The 15,741-nt window shown below is 65.6% G+C and carries 18 protein-coding genes; 6 read left to right on the top strand and 12 right to left on the bottom strand.

Annotated features, from left to right (window positions below; all coding sequences use genetic code 11):
- Window positions 1-148: 148 nt before the first annotated feature.
- Entirely contained in the window at window positions 149-655 is a 507-nt protein-coding gene (locus AC3WMU_RS23900) for a GNAT family N-acetyltransferase (protein WP_492283058.1), read from the bottom strand.
- A gap of 273 nt (window positions 656-928) precedes the next feature.
- Between AC3WMU_RS23900 and AC3WMU_RS23895 the strand changes: the two genes are divergently transcribed.
- Together AC3WMU_RS23895 and AC3WMU_RS23890 are read left to right on the top strand one after the other, a co-directional pair.
- Window positions 929-1,981, top strand: coding sequence for a glycosyltransferase family 2 protein (locus AC3WMU_RS23895; protein WP_006225950.1), 1,053 nt, complete (start codon window positions 929-931; stop codon window positions 1,979-1,981).
- Window positions 1,982-1,983: 2 nt separating this feature from the next.
- Window positions 1,984-3,570, top strand: a complete 1,587-nt coding sequence (locus tag AC3WMU_RS23890) for an ArnT family glycosyltransferase (RefSeq protein WP_492283057.1) — start codon at window positions 1,984-1,986, stop codon at window positions 3,568-3,570.
- Here the strand turns inward: AC3WMU_RS23890 and AC3WMU_RS23885 are convergent.
- Window positions 3,530-3,925 (bottom strand): GtrA family protein, encoded by a 396-nt coding sequence (locus AC3WMU_RS23885; protein WP_492283056.1) that lies wholly within the window; start codon window positions 3,923-3,925, stop codon window positions 3,530-3,532. The genes AC3WMU_RS23890 and AC3WMU_RS23885 overlap by 41 nt on opposite strands.
- Before the next feature lie 36 nt (window positions 3,926-3,961).
- Here AC3WMU_RS23885 and AC3WMU_RS23880 point away from each other — a divergent pair, with 36 nt between their 5' ends.
- Window positions 3,962-4,777 carry a ChbG/HpnK family deacetylase gene (locus AC3WMU_RS23880; protein WP_006225953.1) on the top strand — a complete coding sequence of 272 codons (816 nt, stop codon included), beginning with the start codon at window positions 3,962-3,964 and terminating at the stop codon, window positions 4,775-4,777.
- 19 nt (window positions 4,778-4,796) lie between these two features.
- On the opposite strand, the gene AC3WMU_RS23875 is transcribed toward AC3WMU_RS23880, so the two are convergent.
- Window positions 4,797-5,660 carry a LysR family transcriptional regulator gene (locus tag AC3WMU_RS23875; protein ID WP_035213650.1) on the bottom strand — a complete coding sequence of 288 codons (864 nt, stop codon included), beginning with the start codon at window positions 5,658-5,660 and terminating at the stop codon, window positions 4,797-4,799.
- Between the two features lie 108 nt (window positions 5,661-5,768).
- Between AC3WMU_RS23875 and AC3WMU_RS23870 the strand changes: the two genes are divergently transcribed.
- Window positions 5,769-6,254, top strand: coding sequence for a multidrug/biocide efflux PACE transporter (locus AC3WMU_RS23870; RefSeq protein ID WP_006225955.1), 486 nt, complete (start codon window positions 5,769-5,771; stop codon window positions 6,252-6,254).
- On the opposite strand, the gene AC3WMU_RS23865 is transcribed toward AC3WMU_RS23870, so the two are convergent.
- The 9 genes from AC3WMU_RS23865 to AC3WMU_RS23825 all read right to left on the bottom strand — a co-directional run bounded on the left by AC3WMU_RS23865 (window position 6,241) and on the right by AC3WMU_RS23825 (window position 14,550).
- On the bottom strand, window positions 6,241-6,891 hold the full coding sequence (locus AC3WMU_RS23865; protein WP_006225956.1) for a GntR family transcriptional regulator: 651 nt from the start codon (window positions 6,889-6,891) through the stop codon (window positions 6,241-6,243). The two genes, AC3WMU_RS23870 and AC3WMU_RS23865, sit on opposite strands and share 14 nt — an antisense overlap.
- Window positions 6,891-7,856, bottom strand: a complete 966-nt coding sequence (locus tag AC3WMU_RS23860; protein WP_006225957.1) for a branched-chain amino acid ABC transporter permease — start codon at window positions 7,854-7,856, stop codon at window positions 6,891-6,893. Before AC3WMU_RS23860 ends, AC3WMU_RS23865 begins: the two co-directional genes overlap by 1 nt.
- 1 nt (window position 7,857) lies before the next feature.
- Complete coding sequence (locus AC3WMU_RS23855) at window positions 7,858-8,760, bottom strand: branched-chain amino acid ABC transporter permease (RefSeq protein ID WP_006225958.1); 903 nt, start codon at window positions 8,758-8,760, stop codon at window positions 7,858-7,860.
- Window positions 8,761-8,787: 27 nt separating this feature from the next.
- Window positions 8,788-9,993 carry an ABC transporter substrate-binding protein gene (locus AC3WMU_RS23850; protein ID WP_006225959.1) on the bottom strand — a complete coding sequence of 402 codons (1,206 nt, stop codon included), beginning with the start codon at window positions 9,991-9,993 and terminating at the stop codon, window positions 8,788-8,790.
- Window positions 9,994-10,050: 57 nt separating this feature from the next.
- Entirely contained in the window at window positions 10,051-10,776 is a 726-nt protein-coding gene (locus tag AC3WMU_RS23845; RefSeq protein WP_280028840.1) for an ABC transporter ATP-binding protein, read from the bottom strand.
- Window positions 10,769-11,524, bottom strand: coding sequence for an ABC transporter ATP-binding protein (locus AC3WMU_RS23840; RefSeq protein WP_006225961.1), 756 nt, complete (start codon window positions 11,522-11,524; stop codon window positions 10,769-10,771). The genes AC3WMU_RS23845 and AC3WMU_RS23840 overlap by 8 nt, the downstream gene beginning before the upstream one ends.
- 103 nt (window positions 11,525-11,627) lie before the next feature.
- Window positions 11,628-12,539, bottom strand: coding sequence for a dihydrodipicolinate synthase family protein (locus AC3WMU_RS23835; RefSeq protein WP_088590339.1), 912 nt, complete (start codon window positions 12,537-12,539; stop codon window positions 11,628-11,630).
- A gap of 197 nt (window positions 12,540-12,736) precedes the next feature.
- Window positions 12,737-13,624 (bottom strand): alpha/beta hydrolase, encoded by an 888-nt coding sequence (locus AC3WMU_RS23830; RefSeq protein ID WP_035213653.1) that lies wholly within the window; start codon window positions 13,622-13,624, stop codon window positions 12,737-12,739.
- A 38-nt stretch (window positions 13,625-13,662) separates the two neighbouring features.
- On the bottom strand, window positions 13,663-14,550 hold the full coding sequence (locus AC3WMU_RS23825) for a LysR family transcriptional regulator (protein WP_492283055.1): 888 nt from the start codon (window positions 14,548-14,550) through the stop codon (window positions 13,663-13,665).
- 96 nt (window positions 14,551-14,646) lie between these two features.
- Here AC3WMU_RS23825 and AC3WMU_RS23820 point away from each other — a divergent pair, with 96 nt between their 5' ends.
- Together AC3WMU_RS23820 and AC3WMU_RS23815 are read left to right on the top strand one after the other, a co-directional pair.
- Window positions 14,647-15,057 (top strand): CidA/LrgA family protein, encoded by a 411-nt coding sequence (locus tag AC3WMU_RS23820; protein WP_280028836.1) that lies wholly within the window; start codon window positions 14,647-14,649, stop codon window positions 15,055-15,057.
- Complete coding sequence (locus AC3WMU_RS23815; RefSeq protein ID WP_088590342.1) at window positions 15,047-15,739, top strand: LrgB family protein; 693 nt, start codon at window positions 15,047-15,049, stop codon at window positions 15,737-15,739. Before AC3WMU_RS23820 ends, AC3WMU_RS23815 begins: the two co-directional genes overlap by 11 nt.
- Window positions 15,740-15,741 lie beyond the last annotated feature (2 nt).

Genomic DNA, 15,741 nt, shown 5'->3' with positions numbered 1-15,741 from the left:
CGAGGGGCGCAGCAATGCAGACTATCGGAACCGTTGCCGCCACATCGTTCGGATTGTGGCCCTATATTACGGCCGTGTTCGCAACGGCGCATAGGGATGCGGCAACGCATGCGGTCCCGTGAGGCGGGACCGGGGGGCCAGGCGTCGGCTAGAGCGGAAACGCGCGCGACATGTAACTGGCCTGGGGGCCGTATTCCGCCAGTTTTTCGGCCAGTTCGGCAGGCAAGGGTTCGCCGTCGCCGCCGACAGGCTGGTAGCCATGGCGCAGCCAATAGCCCACTGCGGTTTCCAGCGACACCAGACTGGCGCGGCGCAGGCCGCTTTCCATGGCACCGCCGGCAGCGGTGCGCAATAGTGTCTGGCCTACGCGCAAGCCCTGCGCCGACGGCACCACGGCGCAGTCGTGCAGGAACCAGTGATCAGCTTGCGGCGGCAGCGCGGCCAGCGCCACATCCAGGGCTGGTGGCAGGCCGGCGTCCCAGGGGTACGAAATCAGATAGCCCAGCAGGGTGTCGTCGGCATTCGCCCGCGCCACCCAGCAATAGGCGGGCGCAAGCGCCAGGCGATTGAGAAAGAACTCCGCGCTTTCCAGCAGAAAGTCGGGGTAGGCCAGGGTCTGGGCATCCAAAATGCCGTCCACGTCGCTGGCCAGCATAGGGCGGACTCGGTATTGCATGACAACCTGTGAAAACGAGAAAAGCCGGCGCATTTTACCGGCCTCGCGCGGCCGGCCGCTTTACGAGGTTTCACAAATCGGGGACACAGGTTAACGAGGCTTGCACGTGACTTCATAGTTTTCGCGGCTTGGATCCCTAGAATTCGCTCGTGTTCTGGCCGGCAGAAGGCGGCGCCGTATTTCATGAAAATTCGACGAGGCCCTGCGCATACTGCCTGCCATAACGTCCTGTATTACGAGCGAAAGCGTCATATGCACATCCAATTCCGGTCCGATCCGATCCCGCAGCAAGTGTTGACCAAAGCGTATCCCTTGGAGTCGCTCTGGTCTTCCAAGGTGGCGGCCGTGCCGTATGACACTTGCGTGACGTGCGTCATTCCCTGCCTGAACGAGGCCGAGAACCTGCGAATCCTGCTGCCCTTGCTGCGTAGCCGGCTGTCCGCCTTGTGCACCAGCTGGGAAATCATCGTGGCCGACGACGGCAGCACGGACGGCACCGAAGCGCTGATGGCCGAATGGACGCAGCACGAAGGATTCCGCTACGTGCAGCTGTCGCGCAATTTCGGCAAGGAAGCCGCACTGAGCGCAGGCTTGGAAGCCGCGACGGGCAATGCGGTGATCTGCCTGGATGCCGATCTGCAGCATCCTCCCGCCTTGATCGAGCAAATGCTGGCGCGGTGGGCCGCGGGCGCTGAAATGGTTTATGCCGTGCGTGAATCCCGTGCCGACGAATCCTGGGTGAAGCGCGCTGGCGCGCGCTGGTTCTACAAGTTGCTGAGCAGCGCGCGCGGCGTGGACGTGCCTGCCCACGCGGGTGATTTCCGCTTGATGGACCGCGGCGTCGTGGACGCGCTGATCGCCTTGCCCGAACGCACCCGCTTCATGAAGGGCCTGTACGCCTGGGTCGGCTTCAAGGGCGAGGCATTGCCCTACACCCCCGACGAACGCCTGCACGGCGATAGCCGATTCAGCGGCCTGCGCCTGTTCCGCCTGGCGCTGGACGGCCTGACCGCGTTCACGACCTGGCCCTTGCGGCTGGTCAGCCTGGTCGGTGCGGCCTTCGCCGTGCTGGCCATGTCATATGCCGCCTATCTGGTCGGTGAATATCTGATGTCGGGCAACGCCGTCTCCGGCTGGACGACGATCGTCACCGCCGTGCTCTTCTTTGCCGGCGTCAACCTGATTTCGCTGGGCGTCGTGGGCGAGTATGTCGCCCGCATCTTCGACGAGGTGAAGGGCCGGCCGCTATACGTCGTGCGCCGGCGCCAGGGCAAGGCCGCGCGCGCAGGTAAGGCGACGGGCTGACCATGGCCAGCGGCACCCTGTCCCCCGCGCGTTCCGAATGGAATCCGCGGGCGGGGCGACTGTTGCTGGCCGTTGGCCTGTGGCTGGCGTTGCTGGCGTGGATCCGCCCCTTGACCCTGCCTGACGAAGGCCGCTACGCGGGGGTGGCGTGGGACATGCTGCGCAGCGGATCGCACGCCGTGCCCTTGCTGGACGGCATGCCGTACTTCCACAAGCCGCCGCTTTACTACTGGCTGGCGGAACTGTCCTTTTCGGCGTTTGGCGTGCATCCCTGGGCGGCGCGCTTGCCGTCGTGGCTGGCGGCATGGGGCTCGGCCGCGGGGCTCTACTATTTTGTGCGCCGCTACCGCGACGGCGCTGCGGCCGCGTTGACCGTGCTGATCCTGTCGACCATCCCGTTTTTCTACGGCGGCGCGCAGTTCGCGAACCTGGACATGCTGGTGGCCGGCATGATCTCCCTGTGCGTGCTGGCCTCGGTGGACACGGTGCTGCGCGCCGAGCGCGGCCAGCCTTATCGCGGGATGTCTTTGGCCGCCTCGGCGCTGGCCGGATTGGCGGTGCTGGCCAAGGGACTGATCGGCCTGGTGCTGCCCGGCGCGATCTTGCTGATCTGGTTTGCATGGCGCCGACGCTGGCGCGGCCTGGCCGCGTTGCTGTGGCTGCCGGCGCTGTTGGTCTTCGCAGTCGTTGCCGTGCCGTGGTTCGTGTTGATGCAGCTGCGGTTCCCGGGCTTCTACGATTACTTCTTCGTGTACCAGCACTTCCAGCGCTTTGCGGCCAGCGGCTTCAACAACGCGCAGCCGTTCTGGTTCTACCTGCCTGTCGTGGCCGGGCTGAGCCTGCCCTGGTCCTTGTGGGCCGGCGGCATCATGCGGCGCACGTTCTGGCAGGAAGGGCACGTGCGTGATCTGCGCCGCCTGGCGCTGGTCTGGTTCGCCGTGGTGCTGGTGTTTTTTTCGTTGCCGCAGTCCAAGCTGGTCGGCTATGTGCTGCCCGCGCTGGCGCCGCTGGCGTTCCTGTTGGCCGAAGTGATTCTTGGCGCGTGGCGCGAACCCGGCGATCCGGTGTCGCCGGGGCTGGTGCGCACGAGCGCCGCTGTCGCCGCCGGCATCTGCGTGTTGGCGGTGGGAGTGGCGGCCAACAACGTGCGGGGCAGCGCCGCGCCGATGGCCGAGGTGGTCCGGGCGCAGGCGGGGCCTGCCGACACGTTCGTCGCCCTGCATACCTATCCGTTCGACCTGGCGCTGTACGCCCGCGCCCCGCACCCCATGTGGGTCGTGGACGACTGGCTGGATCAGGACGTGCCGGTGCGCGACAACTGGCGCAAGGAGCTTTATGACGCGGCAACGTTCGATCCCGCTCGCGGCAAGGAGTTGTTGGTCAGCTCTGCCGAGTTCACCGCCCGGCTCTGCGCGGCGCCCGACGGCTCCCGCTATTGGGTGTGGGGCACGAATTCGGACGGGCCGGTGTACGCGCCGTTGCGCGGCCTGGAGCCCGCGGCCAGCAGCGTGAAGTACGTGATGTGGCGGGTGGACGTGAACGAGGCTTTCAGACAGCGGGCTTGTGGCGGAACGCCCAAAGCCGGCTAGCGGCGAAGGTGGCGAACGCCAGCCCGATCAGGATCAAGGCAAGCAGCACGTCGTAGGGAAGGGTGGTGATGTGGAGCAGCAACGCGTAGGCGGATTCGTTGATCACGAAACCAATGGCTGAAATCAAGAAGAAACGACGGGCTGCTACGGTCCAGGGTGTGCGGGAATGTCGGAAAGTAAGCCGGTAGTGTCCGGAGAACGAAACCACGAAGGCGATCAGCCAACCGACCAGGTTGGCCGCCAGTGGCGGCAGGCCGAACCCCTCGACGCAGCCCACGGCAACAGCCCAGTGGGTCGCGGCGGCAGCGCAGCCGACGGCGACGAAAAGGCTGATCTGTTGGAGCAAGGCACGCATGGAAGTCGTGGTGAAATGGAAATTCGAGGTGATGCAATGAGCAAACGTATCGTCGTCTGCGGTGATGATTTTGGCATGAATGCCGACATCGATGAAGGCATGATCGCGCTGGCCGCCATGGGCCGCGTCAGCGCTGTCAGCTGCCTGTCGCTGGGGCCCACGTTTGTGTCGAACGCCCGCCGCCTGGCCGTGCACGACGTGGACGTCGGCCTGCATGTGAATTTTTCCGAATCGCTTGGCGCGGACGCCGAACCGATGCCTTCGCTTGGCGCGCTGATCTTGCGCGCCTACGCTGGCCGGCTGGACCGCGCCTGGATCGATGCGCAACTGACCCGCCAATTCGATGCCTTCGAAGCCGCGTTCGGACGCGCGCCCGATTATGTGGATGGCCATCAGCATGTGCATCAGCTGCCCGGCATCCGTGAGCAGGTGCTGTCGCAACTGAAACGCCGCTACGGCGACCATCGGCCGTGGCTGCGTCAGACGGCGCCCGGCGCGCTGTGCGGCATTCCGTTGAAGGAATCGATCAAGGCACGCATCATCGGCGCCCTGGGCGCAGCGGCGCTGGCTCGCCAGGCCCGCCGCGATGGGCTGCGCACCAACCGCCGGCTGCTCGGCGTGTACGGGTTCGACGGCGGCAAGCGGCGCTATGCGGACCTGTTGCAGAATTGGCTGTTCAATGCGCATGACGGCGACCTGCTCATGTGTCACCCCGCCATGGATTGCAAGGAAGGCAGTCCGATGTCGCGCCAGCGGCGCGCCGAATTCGATGTGTTGGCCAGCGCCAAGCTGGGCGACTGGATGCGCGCCAACGGCGTGCGCATCGCGCGCTTGCCGGCAGTGGCGCGCTGATGCCTCATCCGGGCGCGGCTTATTCGCGCGTCAGGCTTTCCAGCAACCACGCGCCCGCGGGGCCCAGCGCGCGCCGTGTGGACCACACGACGTCGACCCGGATATGGCGCGGCCAGCCGGGCGCGTTCAGTTCCACCAATTGATCGCGTCCGAAGCGCTGGATCATCCAGCGCGGCAACTCGGCCCAGCCGAATCCCAGGCTGGCCATTTCCAGCAGCATCAGATAACCCGGCGCCGACCACGTCGAGTGCGGCGGCGCGGCGTCCTTGTCGTCCAGCTCGTAGGTGCTCAGGCGCAATTCGCGTTCGGCCTTGAGCTCGTCGCCCGTGACCCGCTTACGGGCCGCCAGCGGATGGTTGCGCCCCACGCATAGGACGATTTCGGAAAGCTCGGTCAGCGTCGCGTGCGCCACGTCGGGCGGGTAGGTGTCCTGCGCCGCCATCAGCCCCACATGCGCTCGGCCTTGCTGCACCAGCGCCACCACGTCCTCGTATTCCGCGATCAGGCATTCGAAGCGCAGCGCCGGGTAGCGCTGGTCGATCTGGCTGAGCATGTTTTCGAAGGTCTCGGACTGGAACGTGTCCGACAGCACGACCGTCAGGCGGGGCTCCAGCCCCTCGGCCAGCTGGCTGGCGCTGCGGTTGAAACGGTCGTTCGCGGCCAGCACCTGCAAGGCCTGACCCAGCAGCACCTGGCCCGCCTCGGTCAGTGCGGGCTGGCGTTGGCTGCGGTCGAACAGCGCAACGTTCAGGTCCACTTCCAGGTTGGCGATGGTTTCGCTGATGGTGGACTGGCTTTTGCCCAATTTTCGGGCGGCCGCGGAAAACGAGCCTTCCGAGGCGACTTGGGCGAACGCCGCCAGGGATTCTAGGGAGTGGCGCATGGGCAGTGGGATGGGGGTATCGGTTTTTCCGATGGATATGATCTTTATCGTACCGGAAATATCGTCGAAAATCGTCTCCATTCTGTAGCAACCGACCTCAGGTGGGTCATGACGCAAGCCACTAAAACCCTTAAAGAACGTTTCTTCCACGCTTTTCTGTTCGAAATCCTCGCCATCGGCCTGTGCGCGCCCGCTGCCGCCTGGGCCATGGGCAAATCCCTGTTTGAAATGGGGGTGCTGACCGCGGTCATCGCTTGGATCGCGCTGGTCTGGAACATGATCTACAACGCCGGTTTCGACCGCGTCGAGAACCGCTTCGGCTGGACCCGCAACCTGCGCGTGCGGATCGTGCACGCCTTCGGGTTCGAACTGGGCCTGATCCTGATCGTGATCCCGCTGGCGGCCTGGTGGCTCAGCATCAGCCTGTGGGAAGCCTTCGTGCTGGATATCGCCCTGGTGCTGTTCTATCTGCCCTACGCGTTCTTGTACAACCTGGCCTACGACCGGTCGCGCCCGCGCGTCATGCAGTGGCTGAACCGGGGCAAGGCGGGCGCCGTGCCCCCGGTTGCGGTCCCGGCCGCTACGCGTCAATGACCTTGCGCGTGAACATCTCCAGGTAGTCCATCAGCGAATCCGCGCCCTTGATGGCGGCGGATTCGTTGCCCGTGGCAATGCCCTGCGCCATCAGCATGTGGCGGCGGGCGCCTTCGGCGATATCGCCTTCGTGCTGATAGGCGTACCAGAAGCGCCGGCACTGGATGATCAGCGGTTCCACGGCATTCACGGCAGACGCATTGCGGCATGCCTCGTGGCAGACGTAGTCCAACAACTGGTCGGCATGCATGTATTCATCCAGGTTGCCGCCTTCCGAGGCGCGGATCATCTGCGCCGCGCAGTCCACGATCTGGGTGCGTTGCGCGGGCGTGGCGCGCCGCGCCGCGCTGGCGGCGATCAATTGCTCCAGTGCGCGGCGGGTCTGGATCAGGTCCATGTGGTCCGCCAGCTGGATCATCGACACGCGCAAGCCCCGCCGGGGCTCCTGGCGGATCAGCCCGGCCGCCACCATGCGCAGCAGCGCCTCGCGCAGCGGCGTGCGCCCCAGGCCGGTCTTTTCCACCAGATCCGCTTCCACGACCGCGCTGCCAGGCTGCAACTGCAGCGTGGCGATCATGCTCTCGATCTGGTCGTAGGCGACATCCGCGGCGCGTCGCTTGGGTTCTGCTCCTGCCATCAATTATTGTTTTCCTTCGTTTTGCGCCACTGCGTGTAGGCCAGCCATTCGCCGACGAACCCGCGCCGGAAGAACGACACGCACAACACGAAAATCAGCCCGATGACGATCGTGACCACGTCGCCCAGGGTGGCAAGGTAATTCTGCAAGCTCACAACCAGCGTCGCACCGACCACGGGGCCCCACACCGTGCCGATGCCGCCCAGGAGCGTCATCAGCAACACTTCGGTGGAGGTGGCCAGCGACACGTCGTTCAGCGCCACCAGTTGAAGCACCAGCGCCTTGAGCGAACCGGCCAGACCGGCGACCGATGCCGACAGCACGAAGGCCAGCAGCTTGCACCGATCCGTATCGTAACCTAGCGAAATGGCGCGCGGCGCGTTGTCCCGGATGGTCTTGAGCACCTGGCCAAAGGGCGAATGGATCACCCGGTAGACGAACAGGAAGCCCAGCACGAACACCCCCAGCGCGAAGTAATACATGTTCGTGTCCACGCTCAGGTCCACCAGGCCCAGGAACTTGCCGCGGGGGATACCCTGCATGCCGTCCTCGCCCCGCGTCCAGCCTACCTGCACCGCCATGAAGTACGCCACCTGCGACAGCGCCAGCGTGATCATCGCGAAATAGATGCCGGTGCGCCGGATGGCCAGCCAGCCGATCGCATAGCCGATGGCGGCGGCCATGGCCACGCCGCAAAGCATGGCGATTTCGGGCGGCAGGCCGCGCGCGCCGAACAGGATCATCATTTCGCCGGCGGCGTATCCGGCCCAGCCGAAGAACGCCGCGTGGCCGAACGACACCAGGCCCGTGAAACCCGTCAGCAGGTTGAAGGCCAGCGCAAACAGCGCAAAGCACAGCACCTTCATCACGAACACGGGGTAGACGATCTGGGGGAAGAAGGGCACCAGCAGCGCGGGTACAAGGAGCAACGCCAGGATGCGGATCGAAAGGGGAATGCGCGGCACCTTATTTCTCCTTGCCGAACAAGCCGGCCGGGCGCATCAGCAACACGATGGCCATCACGATGAACACGACCACGGTGGACGCTTCGGGATAGAACACTTTGGTCAGGCCCTCCAGCAGGCCCAGCGCCAGGCCGGTGACGATGGCGCCCATGATGGAGCCCAGCCCGCCGATCACCACGACGGCGAACACGATGTTCAGCAGGTTCGAGCCCATCAGCGGATTGATCTGCATGACGGGCGCCGCCAGCACGCCGGCCACACCCGCCAGCGCCACGCCGAAGCCGTAGGTCAGCGTGATCATCACCGGCACGTTCACGCCGAAGGCCTGCAGCAGCTTCGGGTTTTCGGTGCCGGCGCGCAGCATCGCGCCCAGCCGGGTGCGTTCGAACAGGTACCAGGTCGCGATGCACAGCGTCAGCGACGCCACCACCACGAAACCCCGGTACGCCGGCAGGAACATGAAGCCCAGGTCGAACCCGCCCTGCAGGATCTCGGGCGGCTCGTAGCCCACCCCCGAGATGCCGTAGAAGTAGCGGAATCCGCCCTCCATCATCAGCGCGATGCCGAACGTCAGCAGCAGCCCGTACAGGTGGTCCAGGTGATACAGCCGTTTAAGCAGCGTCTTCTCGATCACGACGCCGACCGCACCCACCAGTAGCGGCGCCAGGATCAGCGCGGCCCAGAAGTTGATCTGCACGCCGGGCCCGAGCAGCTGTGGCAGCTGCGTGAAGCCGATCCACGCCAGGAACGCCGCCATCATGAACTGGGCGCCATGCGTGAAGTTGACGATGTTGAGCAGGCCGAAAATGATGGCCAGGCCCATGCTCAGGATGGCGTAGAAGCAGCCGTTGATCAGCCCCACCAGCAGTTGGGCGAGCAGGGCGGGAAGGGAGATGTCGAACATGATGGGCGGCGGGCGGCGTGGGTGGCGTTACGCCTTGTTCAACGGGCAGGAGGCCTGGGGCTTGGGGAAAACGTCTTCGCCCTTGAGTACCGATTTCACGTTGTAGTAGTCCCACGGGGCCTTGGATTGCGCCGGCGTCTTCACCTGCAACAACAACATGTCGTGCACCAGGGCGCCGTCCGCGCGCAGTTTCCCGTTGCGGATCACGGCGTCGTTGATGGTCATCTCGCGCAGCTTGGCCATCACGGCGGGCGCGTCGTCCGTGCCCGCGGCTTCGATCGCCTTCAGGTAGGACAAGGTGGCGGAATACACCCCGGCCTGGGAGGCCGTCGGCATCTTCTTGGCTTTCTCGAAGAACTTCTTGGCCCAGGCGCGCGAGGCGTCGTCGTAGTCCCAATAGAACGCCTCGGTCAGGTACATGCCCTGCGCCTTGGGCAGGCCCATGCTGTGCACGTCCGAGATGTACGTCAGCAGCGGCGCCACGATCTGCTTCTTGTTGATGCCGAATTCGTTAGCCTGCTTGACGGCGTTGACGGTGTCGTTGCCGGCGTTGGCCAGCGCGATCACGTCCGCCTTCGAGGCTTGCGCCTTCAGCAGGAAGGACGAGAAGTCATTGCCCGGGAACGGGTGGCGCGACACGCCCACGACGGTGCCGCCGTTTTCCTTGATGACCTCGGTCGCGTCCTTTTCCAGCGAGTGGCCGAAGGTGTAGTCGGCGGTGATGAAGTACCAGGTCTTCTTGCCTTCCTGGACCAGCGCGCGCGCCGTGCCGGCCGCCAGCGCGTAGGTGTTGGTGGTCCATTGCGCATTCAGCGGCGAGCACTTCTCGCCCAGGATGGCGGTGGACAGCCCGGCCGACGGCATCGTCACGCGGTTCTTCTGCTTGGCGATCTCCATCACGGCCAGCGCGGTGGACGCGGTGGGGAAGTCGGTGATCATGTCGACCTTGCCCTGGTCGAACCATTCGCGCGCCAGGTTGGCGGCCACGTCGGGCTTGTTCTGGTGGTCGGCGGCCACCACCTCCACGGGCTTGCCCAGCACCTTGTTGCCCATCTCTTCGGCCGCCAGGCGGGCCGCGATCACGGAGCCATTGCCGGCCAGGTCGGAATACACGCCTGACAGGTCGGTCAGCACGCCGACCTTGACGACATCGTCGCTGATCTTGGCCTGCGCATGGACCGCGCCGGCCGCGCCCAGGGTAAGCAGCGCTGCTGCGATTCGATTCAATTTCATCTGACTACGCTCCGTGTAGGAAGGGGGACTGCGGTCGGAAGGAATACAGCGGGGACATCAAATGCCGAGCAACGCGTTCAGCCTGTCCTGCGACTGCTGGACCTCGGCGCGGTCGATCACGGCCACCACCTGGCCGTGCTCGATGACGTAGTGGCGGTCGGCCAGGTGCTGGGCGAAGCGGAAGTTCTGCTCGACCAGCACGGTGGTATAGCCGCGCTCTTTCAACTGCCGAATCACGCGGCCCAGCGACTGCACGATGACAGGGGCCAGGCCTTCGGTGATTTCGTCCAGCAGCAGCAGGCGGGCGCCGGTGCGCAGGATGCGCGCCATCGCCAGCATCTGCTGCTCGCCGCCTGACAGCCGCGTGCCGGGGCTGTGCGCGCGCTCTTTCAGGTTGGGAAACATCGTGTAGATCTCTTCCACCGACATGCCGCCCGGCCCGACCGAGGGCAGCAGCATGAGGTTTTCCTCGGCGCTCAAGGACGCATAGATGCCGCGCTCTTCGGGGCAATAGCCGATGCCGCGGCGCGCGATCTTGTGAGTGGGCATGCCCACCGTTTCCTGTCCCTGGACCTTGATGGAGCCGCTGCGGCGGCCCACCAGGCCAAGGATGGATTTCAGTGTTGAACTGCGGCCCGCGCCGTTGCGGCCCAGCAGCGTCACGCATTCGCCCGGCTTCACGTCCAGGTCGATGCCATGCAGGATGTGCGATTCGCCGTACCACGCGTGCAGATTGCGGATTTCCAGCAGGTTCGCGGACGCGCCGGCCTGGGTTTCACTCATCTTCGGCTCCCATGTAGGCTTCGCGCACCGCGGGGTTTTCCGACACGGTCGCGTAGGGACCTTCCGCCAGGATCTCGCCTCGCTGCAAAACGGTGATGGTGTCGGAGATGTCCGCCACCACTTTCATGTTGTGTTCGACCATCAGGATCGTGCGGCCGGCGGATACCTGTTTGATCAGGTGCTTGACCCGGTCCACGTCTTCGTGGCCCATGCCCTGCGTGGGTTCGTCCAGCAGCAGCAGTTCGGGCTCCAGCGCCAGCGTGGTCGCGATTTCCAGGGTGCGCTTGCGGCCGTAGGGCAGGTCGCCCGCTGCCACGTCCAGATGGGTGCGCAGGCCGACCTGGTCCAGCAGTTCCTCGACGCGGTGGTGCAGGCTTTCCAGCGTGCGCTCCGACCGCCAGAAGCAATAGTCCACGCCCAGCTTGCGCTGCAGGGCCACGCGCACGTTCTCGCGCACCGACAGCTGCGGGAACACGGCGGATATCTGGAAGGAACGCACGATGCCGCGACGCGCGGTCTGCGCGGGGCGTTCCTGCGTGATGTCCACGCCGTCATACAGGATCTCGCCGCGCGTCGGGATGTGGAACTTGGTCAGCAGGTTGAAGAAGGTGGTCTTGCCCGCGCCATTGGGGCCAATCAGTGCGTGGATGGCGCCGCGCCGCACGCTCAGGTCGACGTTGTTGACCGCCACGAAACCGCGGAATTCCTTGGTCAGGCCCCGGGTCTGAAGGATGATGTCGCTTTGCATGTTGTCCGATAGGCGTGCTTGGGGACAGGCCCCTCCGCGCACGGCGGTCTTGCCGCGCGGCGGAGGGTTCGTGCTGCGGGGTGCTGCGTCCGGGAAGGGGCGCTTACGTCGACTGGTATTGCTTGGGGCGCTTGGCCAGCGAGGCCTGGATGATGGCGGTGCAGCGTTCGCGCTCGGCGCCGACCAGCGGCAGGCGCGGGCGGCGCACATGCTCGTTGCCGACGCCGGCCAGGGTTTCGGCCAGCTTGATGTTCTGCACCAGCTTGGTGGAAACATCCAGGTGCAACAGCGGCGTGAACCATTGGTAGAGTGCCAGCGCCTCTTGCCACTTGCCGGCCTTCATCAGGTCATACAACGCGACGGTTTCGCGCGGGAAGGCGGTAACGAGGCCGGCCAGCAGCCCGTCCGCGCCCAACGCCAGCGCCTCGAACGACAGGTCGTCCACGCCGATGAACAACTGGTAGCGCGTGCCGAGCGCATTGCGCAGGTCGGTCAGGCGGCGCACGTCGTCGCTGCTTTCCTTGATGGCTACCAGCCACGGGCAGTCGGCCAGTTCGACCATGTGTTCGGTCTTCAGGTCCACGCGGTAGGCGACCGGATTGTTGTAGATCATGCAGGGTTTTTGCGCCGCTTCCGCCATGGTGCGGATGCTCTGCATCGCTTCGCGCGCGTCCGCCACGTAGATCAGCGACGGCATCAGCATGAACCCGTCCACGCCGATGTCGACGGCGGCCTTGATGAAGCGCAGCGCTTCGCGGGTGCTGGTTTCCGACACGTTGGCCAGCACCGGGATGCGGCCGGCGCTGACTTCCACCGCGCACCGCGTGACCTCGAGCTTTTCTTCCAGCGTCAGGGTGCTGGCTTCGCCCAGCGAGCCGCAGGTGACCAGGCCGTGGACCCCGTTGTCGATCAGGAAGCTGAAGTGCTTGCGCATCGCTTCGAAGTCGAGGGTTTCGTCGGCATGGAATTTACTGGTGACGGCAGGAAATACGCCCTGCCAACGCACGTTGTTCAACTGGCTTCTCCTCAAGATGCCGTCGCTTCAATGGCGGAGCGGCGAGCAGGAGCAAAGTCTAATATTCGTTAAATATATTTAATAGATATTTTTAGTTGGGAATTTCCCGAGATCGGGTTTTCCCGGCGGGTCGGCGTCAAAGGGGCGAGCAAGAAAACGCCCCGCACAAGGGGCGGGGCGGCGTAGGGCGGTGGGCGTCAGCCGGCTTTGCGCGTGTAGGCCCGGGTGGCGTCCTGCATGAAGGTCTTGACCGCGGCGTCGTACTGCGGACCGCTGCGGAAGGCGCCCGAGTGCGAGGCGCCTTCGATCTTCACCAGCCGCTTCAGGTCCGGCGCCACATTGCGGGCGGCGGCGAACAATTCGTCGCTCATCGTGTGCGGCACCACGCGGTCGGCCGTGCCGTGCATGAACAGCATGGGCGTGTGCATGCGGGCCAGCTTGTCCACCGAATCGAAGGGTTGCGTGACCAGCAGCCCGGCGCCCGGCACCTTGCCCCAACGCAGGGTGCCCAGCATGGCGCCGATGCTGGTGAAGCTGGATTCCACGATCAGGCCTGCAAATTCCGGCTGTTCGGGGCGCGCGGCCAGGTCGATGGCGATGGCGCCGCCCAGGCTATGCCCGTAGACAAAGCGGCGCGCGGGGTCGGGCTGCAGCCGGGCCAGTTCCTTCAGCCCGGCCATCGCGTCTTCCAGCGCGCTTTCTTCGGACGGCAGGCGCGGGGTCGAGGCGCCGAAACCGCGGTAGTCGATGGCCAGCACCGAATAACCCATGCGCGTCCAGCCGTCGATGCGGAAGGCGCTGCCGTTCAGGTTCCAGCGCGCGCCATGCAGGTACAGCACCGTGGGCGCGCCCGCCTTGGGGCTTTGCCAGTACCAGGCGCGCACCTTGTCGCCGTTGGCCAGCGCCAGGTCGTAGACCTCGGTGCCGGCGGCGGGTTCGCGCCACCAGGTCTGCGGTTCGGATTGGGGCGAGAAGATCGTCTGGCGTTGCCAGGAGTCCAGCTGCGAGCAGCCCACCACGCTGGCGGCGGCAAGCAGGGCGGCGACGAAAAGCCGGCGGGCGGAGAGTCGGGGCAAGGCGGGCATGAAAACTATGACCCTGTCGGGCCGATTGGGTTCCGGCATCAGGATACTCCGGGATGCTCCTCCCGCGTGAGCGCCAGCCACGCCTGCGCGGCATGCGACAGGTAGCCGCCGCGCCGCCAGACCAGCACCATTTCCCAATCGGTGCCGGGGTCGCGCAGGGGTACGCGGCACACGCCTGCGGGCAGGGCGTCACGCGCCTTGAGCCGCGGCAGGAAGGCCACGCCCAGCCCGGCGGCTACCAGCGCCACGATGAAATCGATCTGGCCGCTTCGGGCCGCGATGGCCGGGGTAAAGCCCGCGCGCTGGCAGGCGTCATGGAGGATGCGGTTCAGGGCGAAGCCGGTCTCGAACAGGATGAACGGCGACTCGCGCAGATCGGCCAGTCCCACCGACTCGGCATGCGCGAACGGGTGGTCGGCGGGCAACAACGCCATCAGCGGTTCACGCGCCACAGGCTGCCATTCCACGTTGTCGGGCACGGGTTGCAGCGACGCCGCCAGCTCGATTTCGCCTGCCATCACCATTTCCTCCAGCCGGCGGCTGCCGTGCTCCACCAGGCTGATCTCGATCTGGGGATAGCGGCTGCGAAAGCGGGCAAACATCGGCGCAAACAGCGAACTGCTGCCCAGCGGCGGCAATCCCAGGCGCAGGATGCCGCGCTTCAGACCCTTCAGGTCATCCAGTTCGGCGTACAGGTCGTCGCGTTCGGCCAACATTGCCACGGCGCGCCGGTAGACGATCTCGCCCGCCTCCGTCAGCCGGACGGGCTGCGCATGGCGGTCCAGCAACGGCAGGCCAAGCTCGTCTTCCAACTGGCGCACGGCCTTGCTGACCGTGGGCTGCGTGGCGTAGATGGTCTTGGCGGCCTGGGAAAAGCCGCCTTGGCGGACGACTTCCACCAAGGCGCGCAAGGGGCGCAGGTCCATAGATATGCCTATATGGAATAAGTTGGATTCTTCGAATTCATTTTATCTATGGGGCACGCAGGCGTAAAACATCAGCTTGTCGCTGGAACCCGTCTGATGTCTCGCCCTAGTCCTCGCACCGCCCTCGTCTTGCGCCTTGCGCTGCGCCGCAGCCGCTTGCTGCAAATCGCCCTGATCGTCCTGTTCTCCGTGCTGGGCCAAGTCCTGGCCAATGCCTTGGGCCTGCCTGTGCCGGGCGGCGTGATCGGCATGGCGCTGGTGCTGGCGTTGCTGGCGACGCGGCGGCTGCGTGTGCGCAACGTCCATCGCGGCGCGAGCTGGCTGCTGGGCGAAATGCTGCTGTTCTTCGTGCCCGCGGTCATGTCGCTACTGGACCACCGCGAGTTCCTGGGGATGCTTGGCGTGAAGCTGCTGGTCGTCATCTTGGTGGGCACAGCGCTGGTCATGGCCGGCACCGCGCTGACCATCGATCTCTGCTATCGCTGGATGAATCGTCATGCCGCTTGAATTCAACCAGGTCTTCTGGCCGGCGGCCACGGTCGCGGCCTACGTCTGTGCGCGCCTGTTCTACCGACGCCATGCGTACTGGTGGACATCGACCCTGGTCGTGGCGCCCGCGCTGCTGCTGGCCTTGGCGATCCTCCTGCACACCGGGTATCGGGACTACATGTCCGGCTCGCATTGGCTGATGGCGATGCTGGGGCCGGTCATCGTGGCCTTCGCCTTGCCGCTGTACGAGCAGCGCGTGCTGATCCGGCGCTACTGGCCGGTGCTGGTGGCTGGGGTGGCGGTGGGCAGCCTGATCGCCGGCGTCAGCGCCTGGATGCTGGGCAGCCTGCTCGACCTGCCGCCGGACCTGCGGCTGAGCCTGCTGCCGCGTTCGGTCGCCACGCCCTTCGCGGTGGCGGTGTCTTCCCATGTGGGCGGCGTGCCGGACCTGACCGCGGTGTTCGTGATCGTGACCGGCGTGTTCGGCGCGGCTATCGGCCAACTGATGCGGCGCTGGCTGCCGTTGCGTTCGGCGCTGGCGCGTGGTGCGCTGTTCGGCATGGGCGCGCATGGCGCCGGAACGGCAAAGGCCCGCGAACTGGCGGCCGAAGAGGGCGCCGTCGCGGGCCTGGTGATGGTGATGGCGGGCTTGTTCAATGTGCTGGTCACCCCCGCCGTCGTGGTCGGCCTGCTGGCCTGACA

Source organism: Achromobacter sp. FW305-C-13, from assembly GCF_058783475.1.
Note: the sequence above shows the minus strand (reverse complement) of the source record. Positions and strands in the feature narration are given on the sequence as shown.

Bases quoted from the DNA above. Each gene is read 5' to 3' on its own strand.
- AC3WMU_RS23845 (WP_280028840.1), bottom strand. From the start codon at position 10,776: ATGAGTGAAACCCAGGCCGGCGCGTCCGCGAACCTGCTGGAAATCCGC.
- AC3WMU_RS23820 (WP_280028836.1), top strand. From the start codon at position 14,647: ATGTCTCGCCCTAGTCCTCGCACCGCCCTCGTCTTGCGCCTTGCGCTG.
- AC3WMU_RS23885 (WP_492283056.1), bottom strand. From the start codon at position 3,925: ATGCGTGCCTTGCTCCAACAGATCAGCCTTTTCGTCGCCGTCGGCTGC.
- AC3WMU_RS23830 (WP_035213653.1), bottom strand. From the start codon at position 13,624: ATGCCCGCCTTGCCCCGACTCTCCGCCCGCCGGCTTTTCGTCGCCGCC.
- AC3WMU_RS23825 (WP_492283055.1), bottom strand. From the start codon at position 14,550: ATGGACCTGCGCCCCTTGCGCGCCTTGGTGGAAGTCGTCCGCCAAGGC.
- AC3WMU_RS23855 (WP_006225958.1), bottom strand. From the start codon at position 8,760: ATGTTCGACATCTCCCTTCCCGCCCTGCTCGCCCAACTGCTGGTGGGG.
- AC3WMU_RS23875 (WP_035213650.1), bottom strand. From the start codon at position 5,660: ATGCGCCACTCCCTAGAATCCCTGGCGGCGTTCGCCCAAGTCGCCTCG.
- AC3WMU_RS23865 (WP_006225956.1), bottom strand. From the start codon at position 6,891: ATGGCAGGAGCAGAACCCAAGCGACGCGCCGCGGATGTCGCCTACGAC.
- AC3WMU_RS23890 (WP_492283057.1), top strand. From the start codon at position 1,984: ATGGCCAGCGGCACCCTGTCCCCCGCGCGTTCCGAATGGAATCCGCGG.
- AC3WMU_RS23840 (WP_006225961.1), bottom strand. From the start codon at position 11,524: ATGCAAAGCGACATCATCCTTCAGACCCGGGGCCTGACCAAGGAATTC.
- AC3WMU_RS23815 (WP_088590342.1), top strand. From the start codon at position 15,047: ATGCCGCTTGAATTCAACCAGGTCTTCTGGCCGGCGGCCACGGTCGCG.
- AC3WMU_RS23900 (WP_492283058.1), bottom strand. From the start codon at position 655: ATGCTGGCCAGCGACGTGGACGGCATTTTGGATGCCCAGACCCTGGCC.
- AC3WMU_RS23880 (WP_006225953.1), top strand. From the start codon at position 3,962: ATGAGCAAACGTATCGTCGTCTGCGGTGATGATTTTGGCATGAATGCC.
- AC3WMU_RS23850 (WP_006225959.1), bottom strand. From the start codon at position 9,993: ATGAAATTGAATCGAATCGCAGCAGCGCTGCTTACCCTGGGCGCGGCC.
- AC3WMU_RS23895 (WP_006225950.1), top strand. From the start codon at position 929: ATGCACATCCAATTCCGGTCCGATCCGATCCCGCAGCAAGTGTTGACC.
- AC3WMU_RS23870 (WP_006225955.1), top strand. From the start codon at position 5,769: ATGACGCAAGCCACTAAAACCCTTAAAGAACGTTTCTTCCACGCTTTT.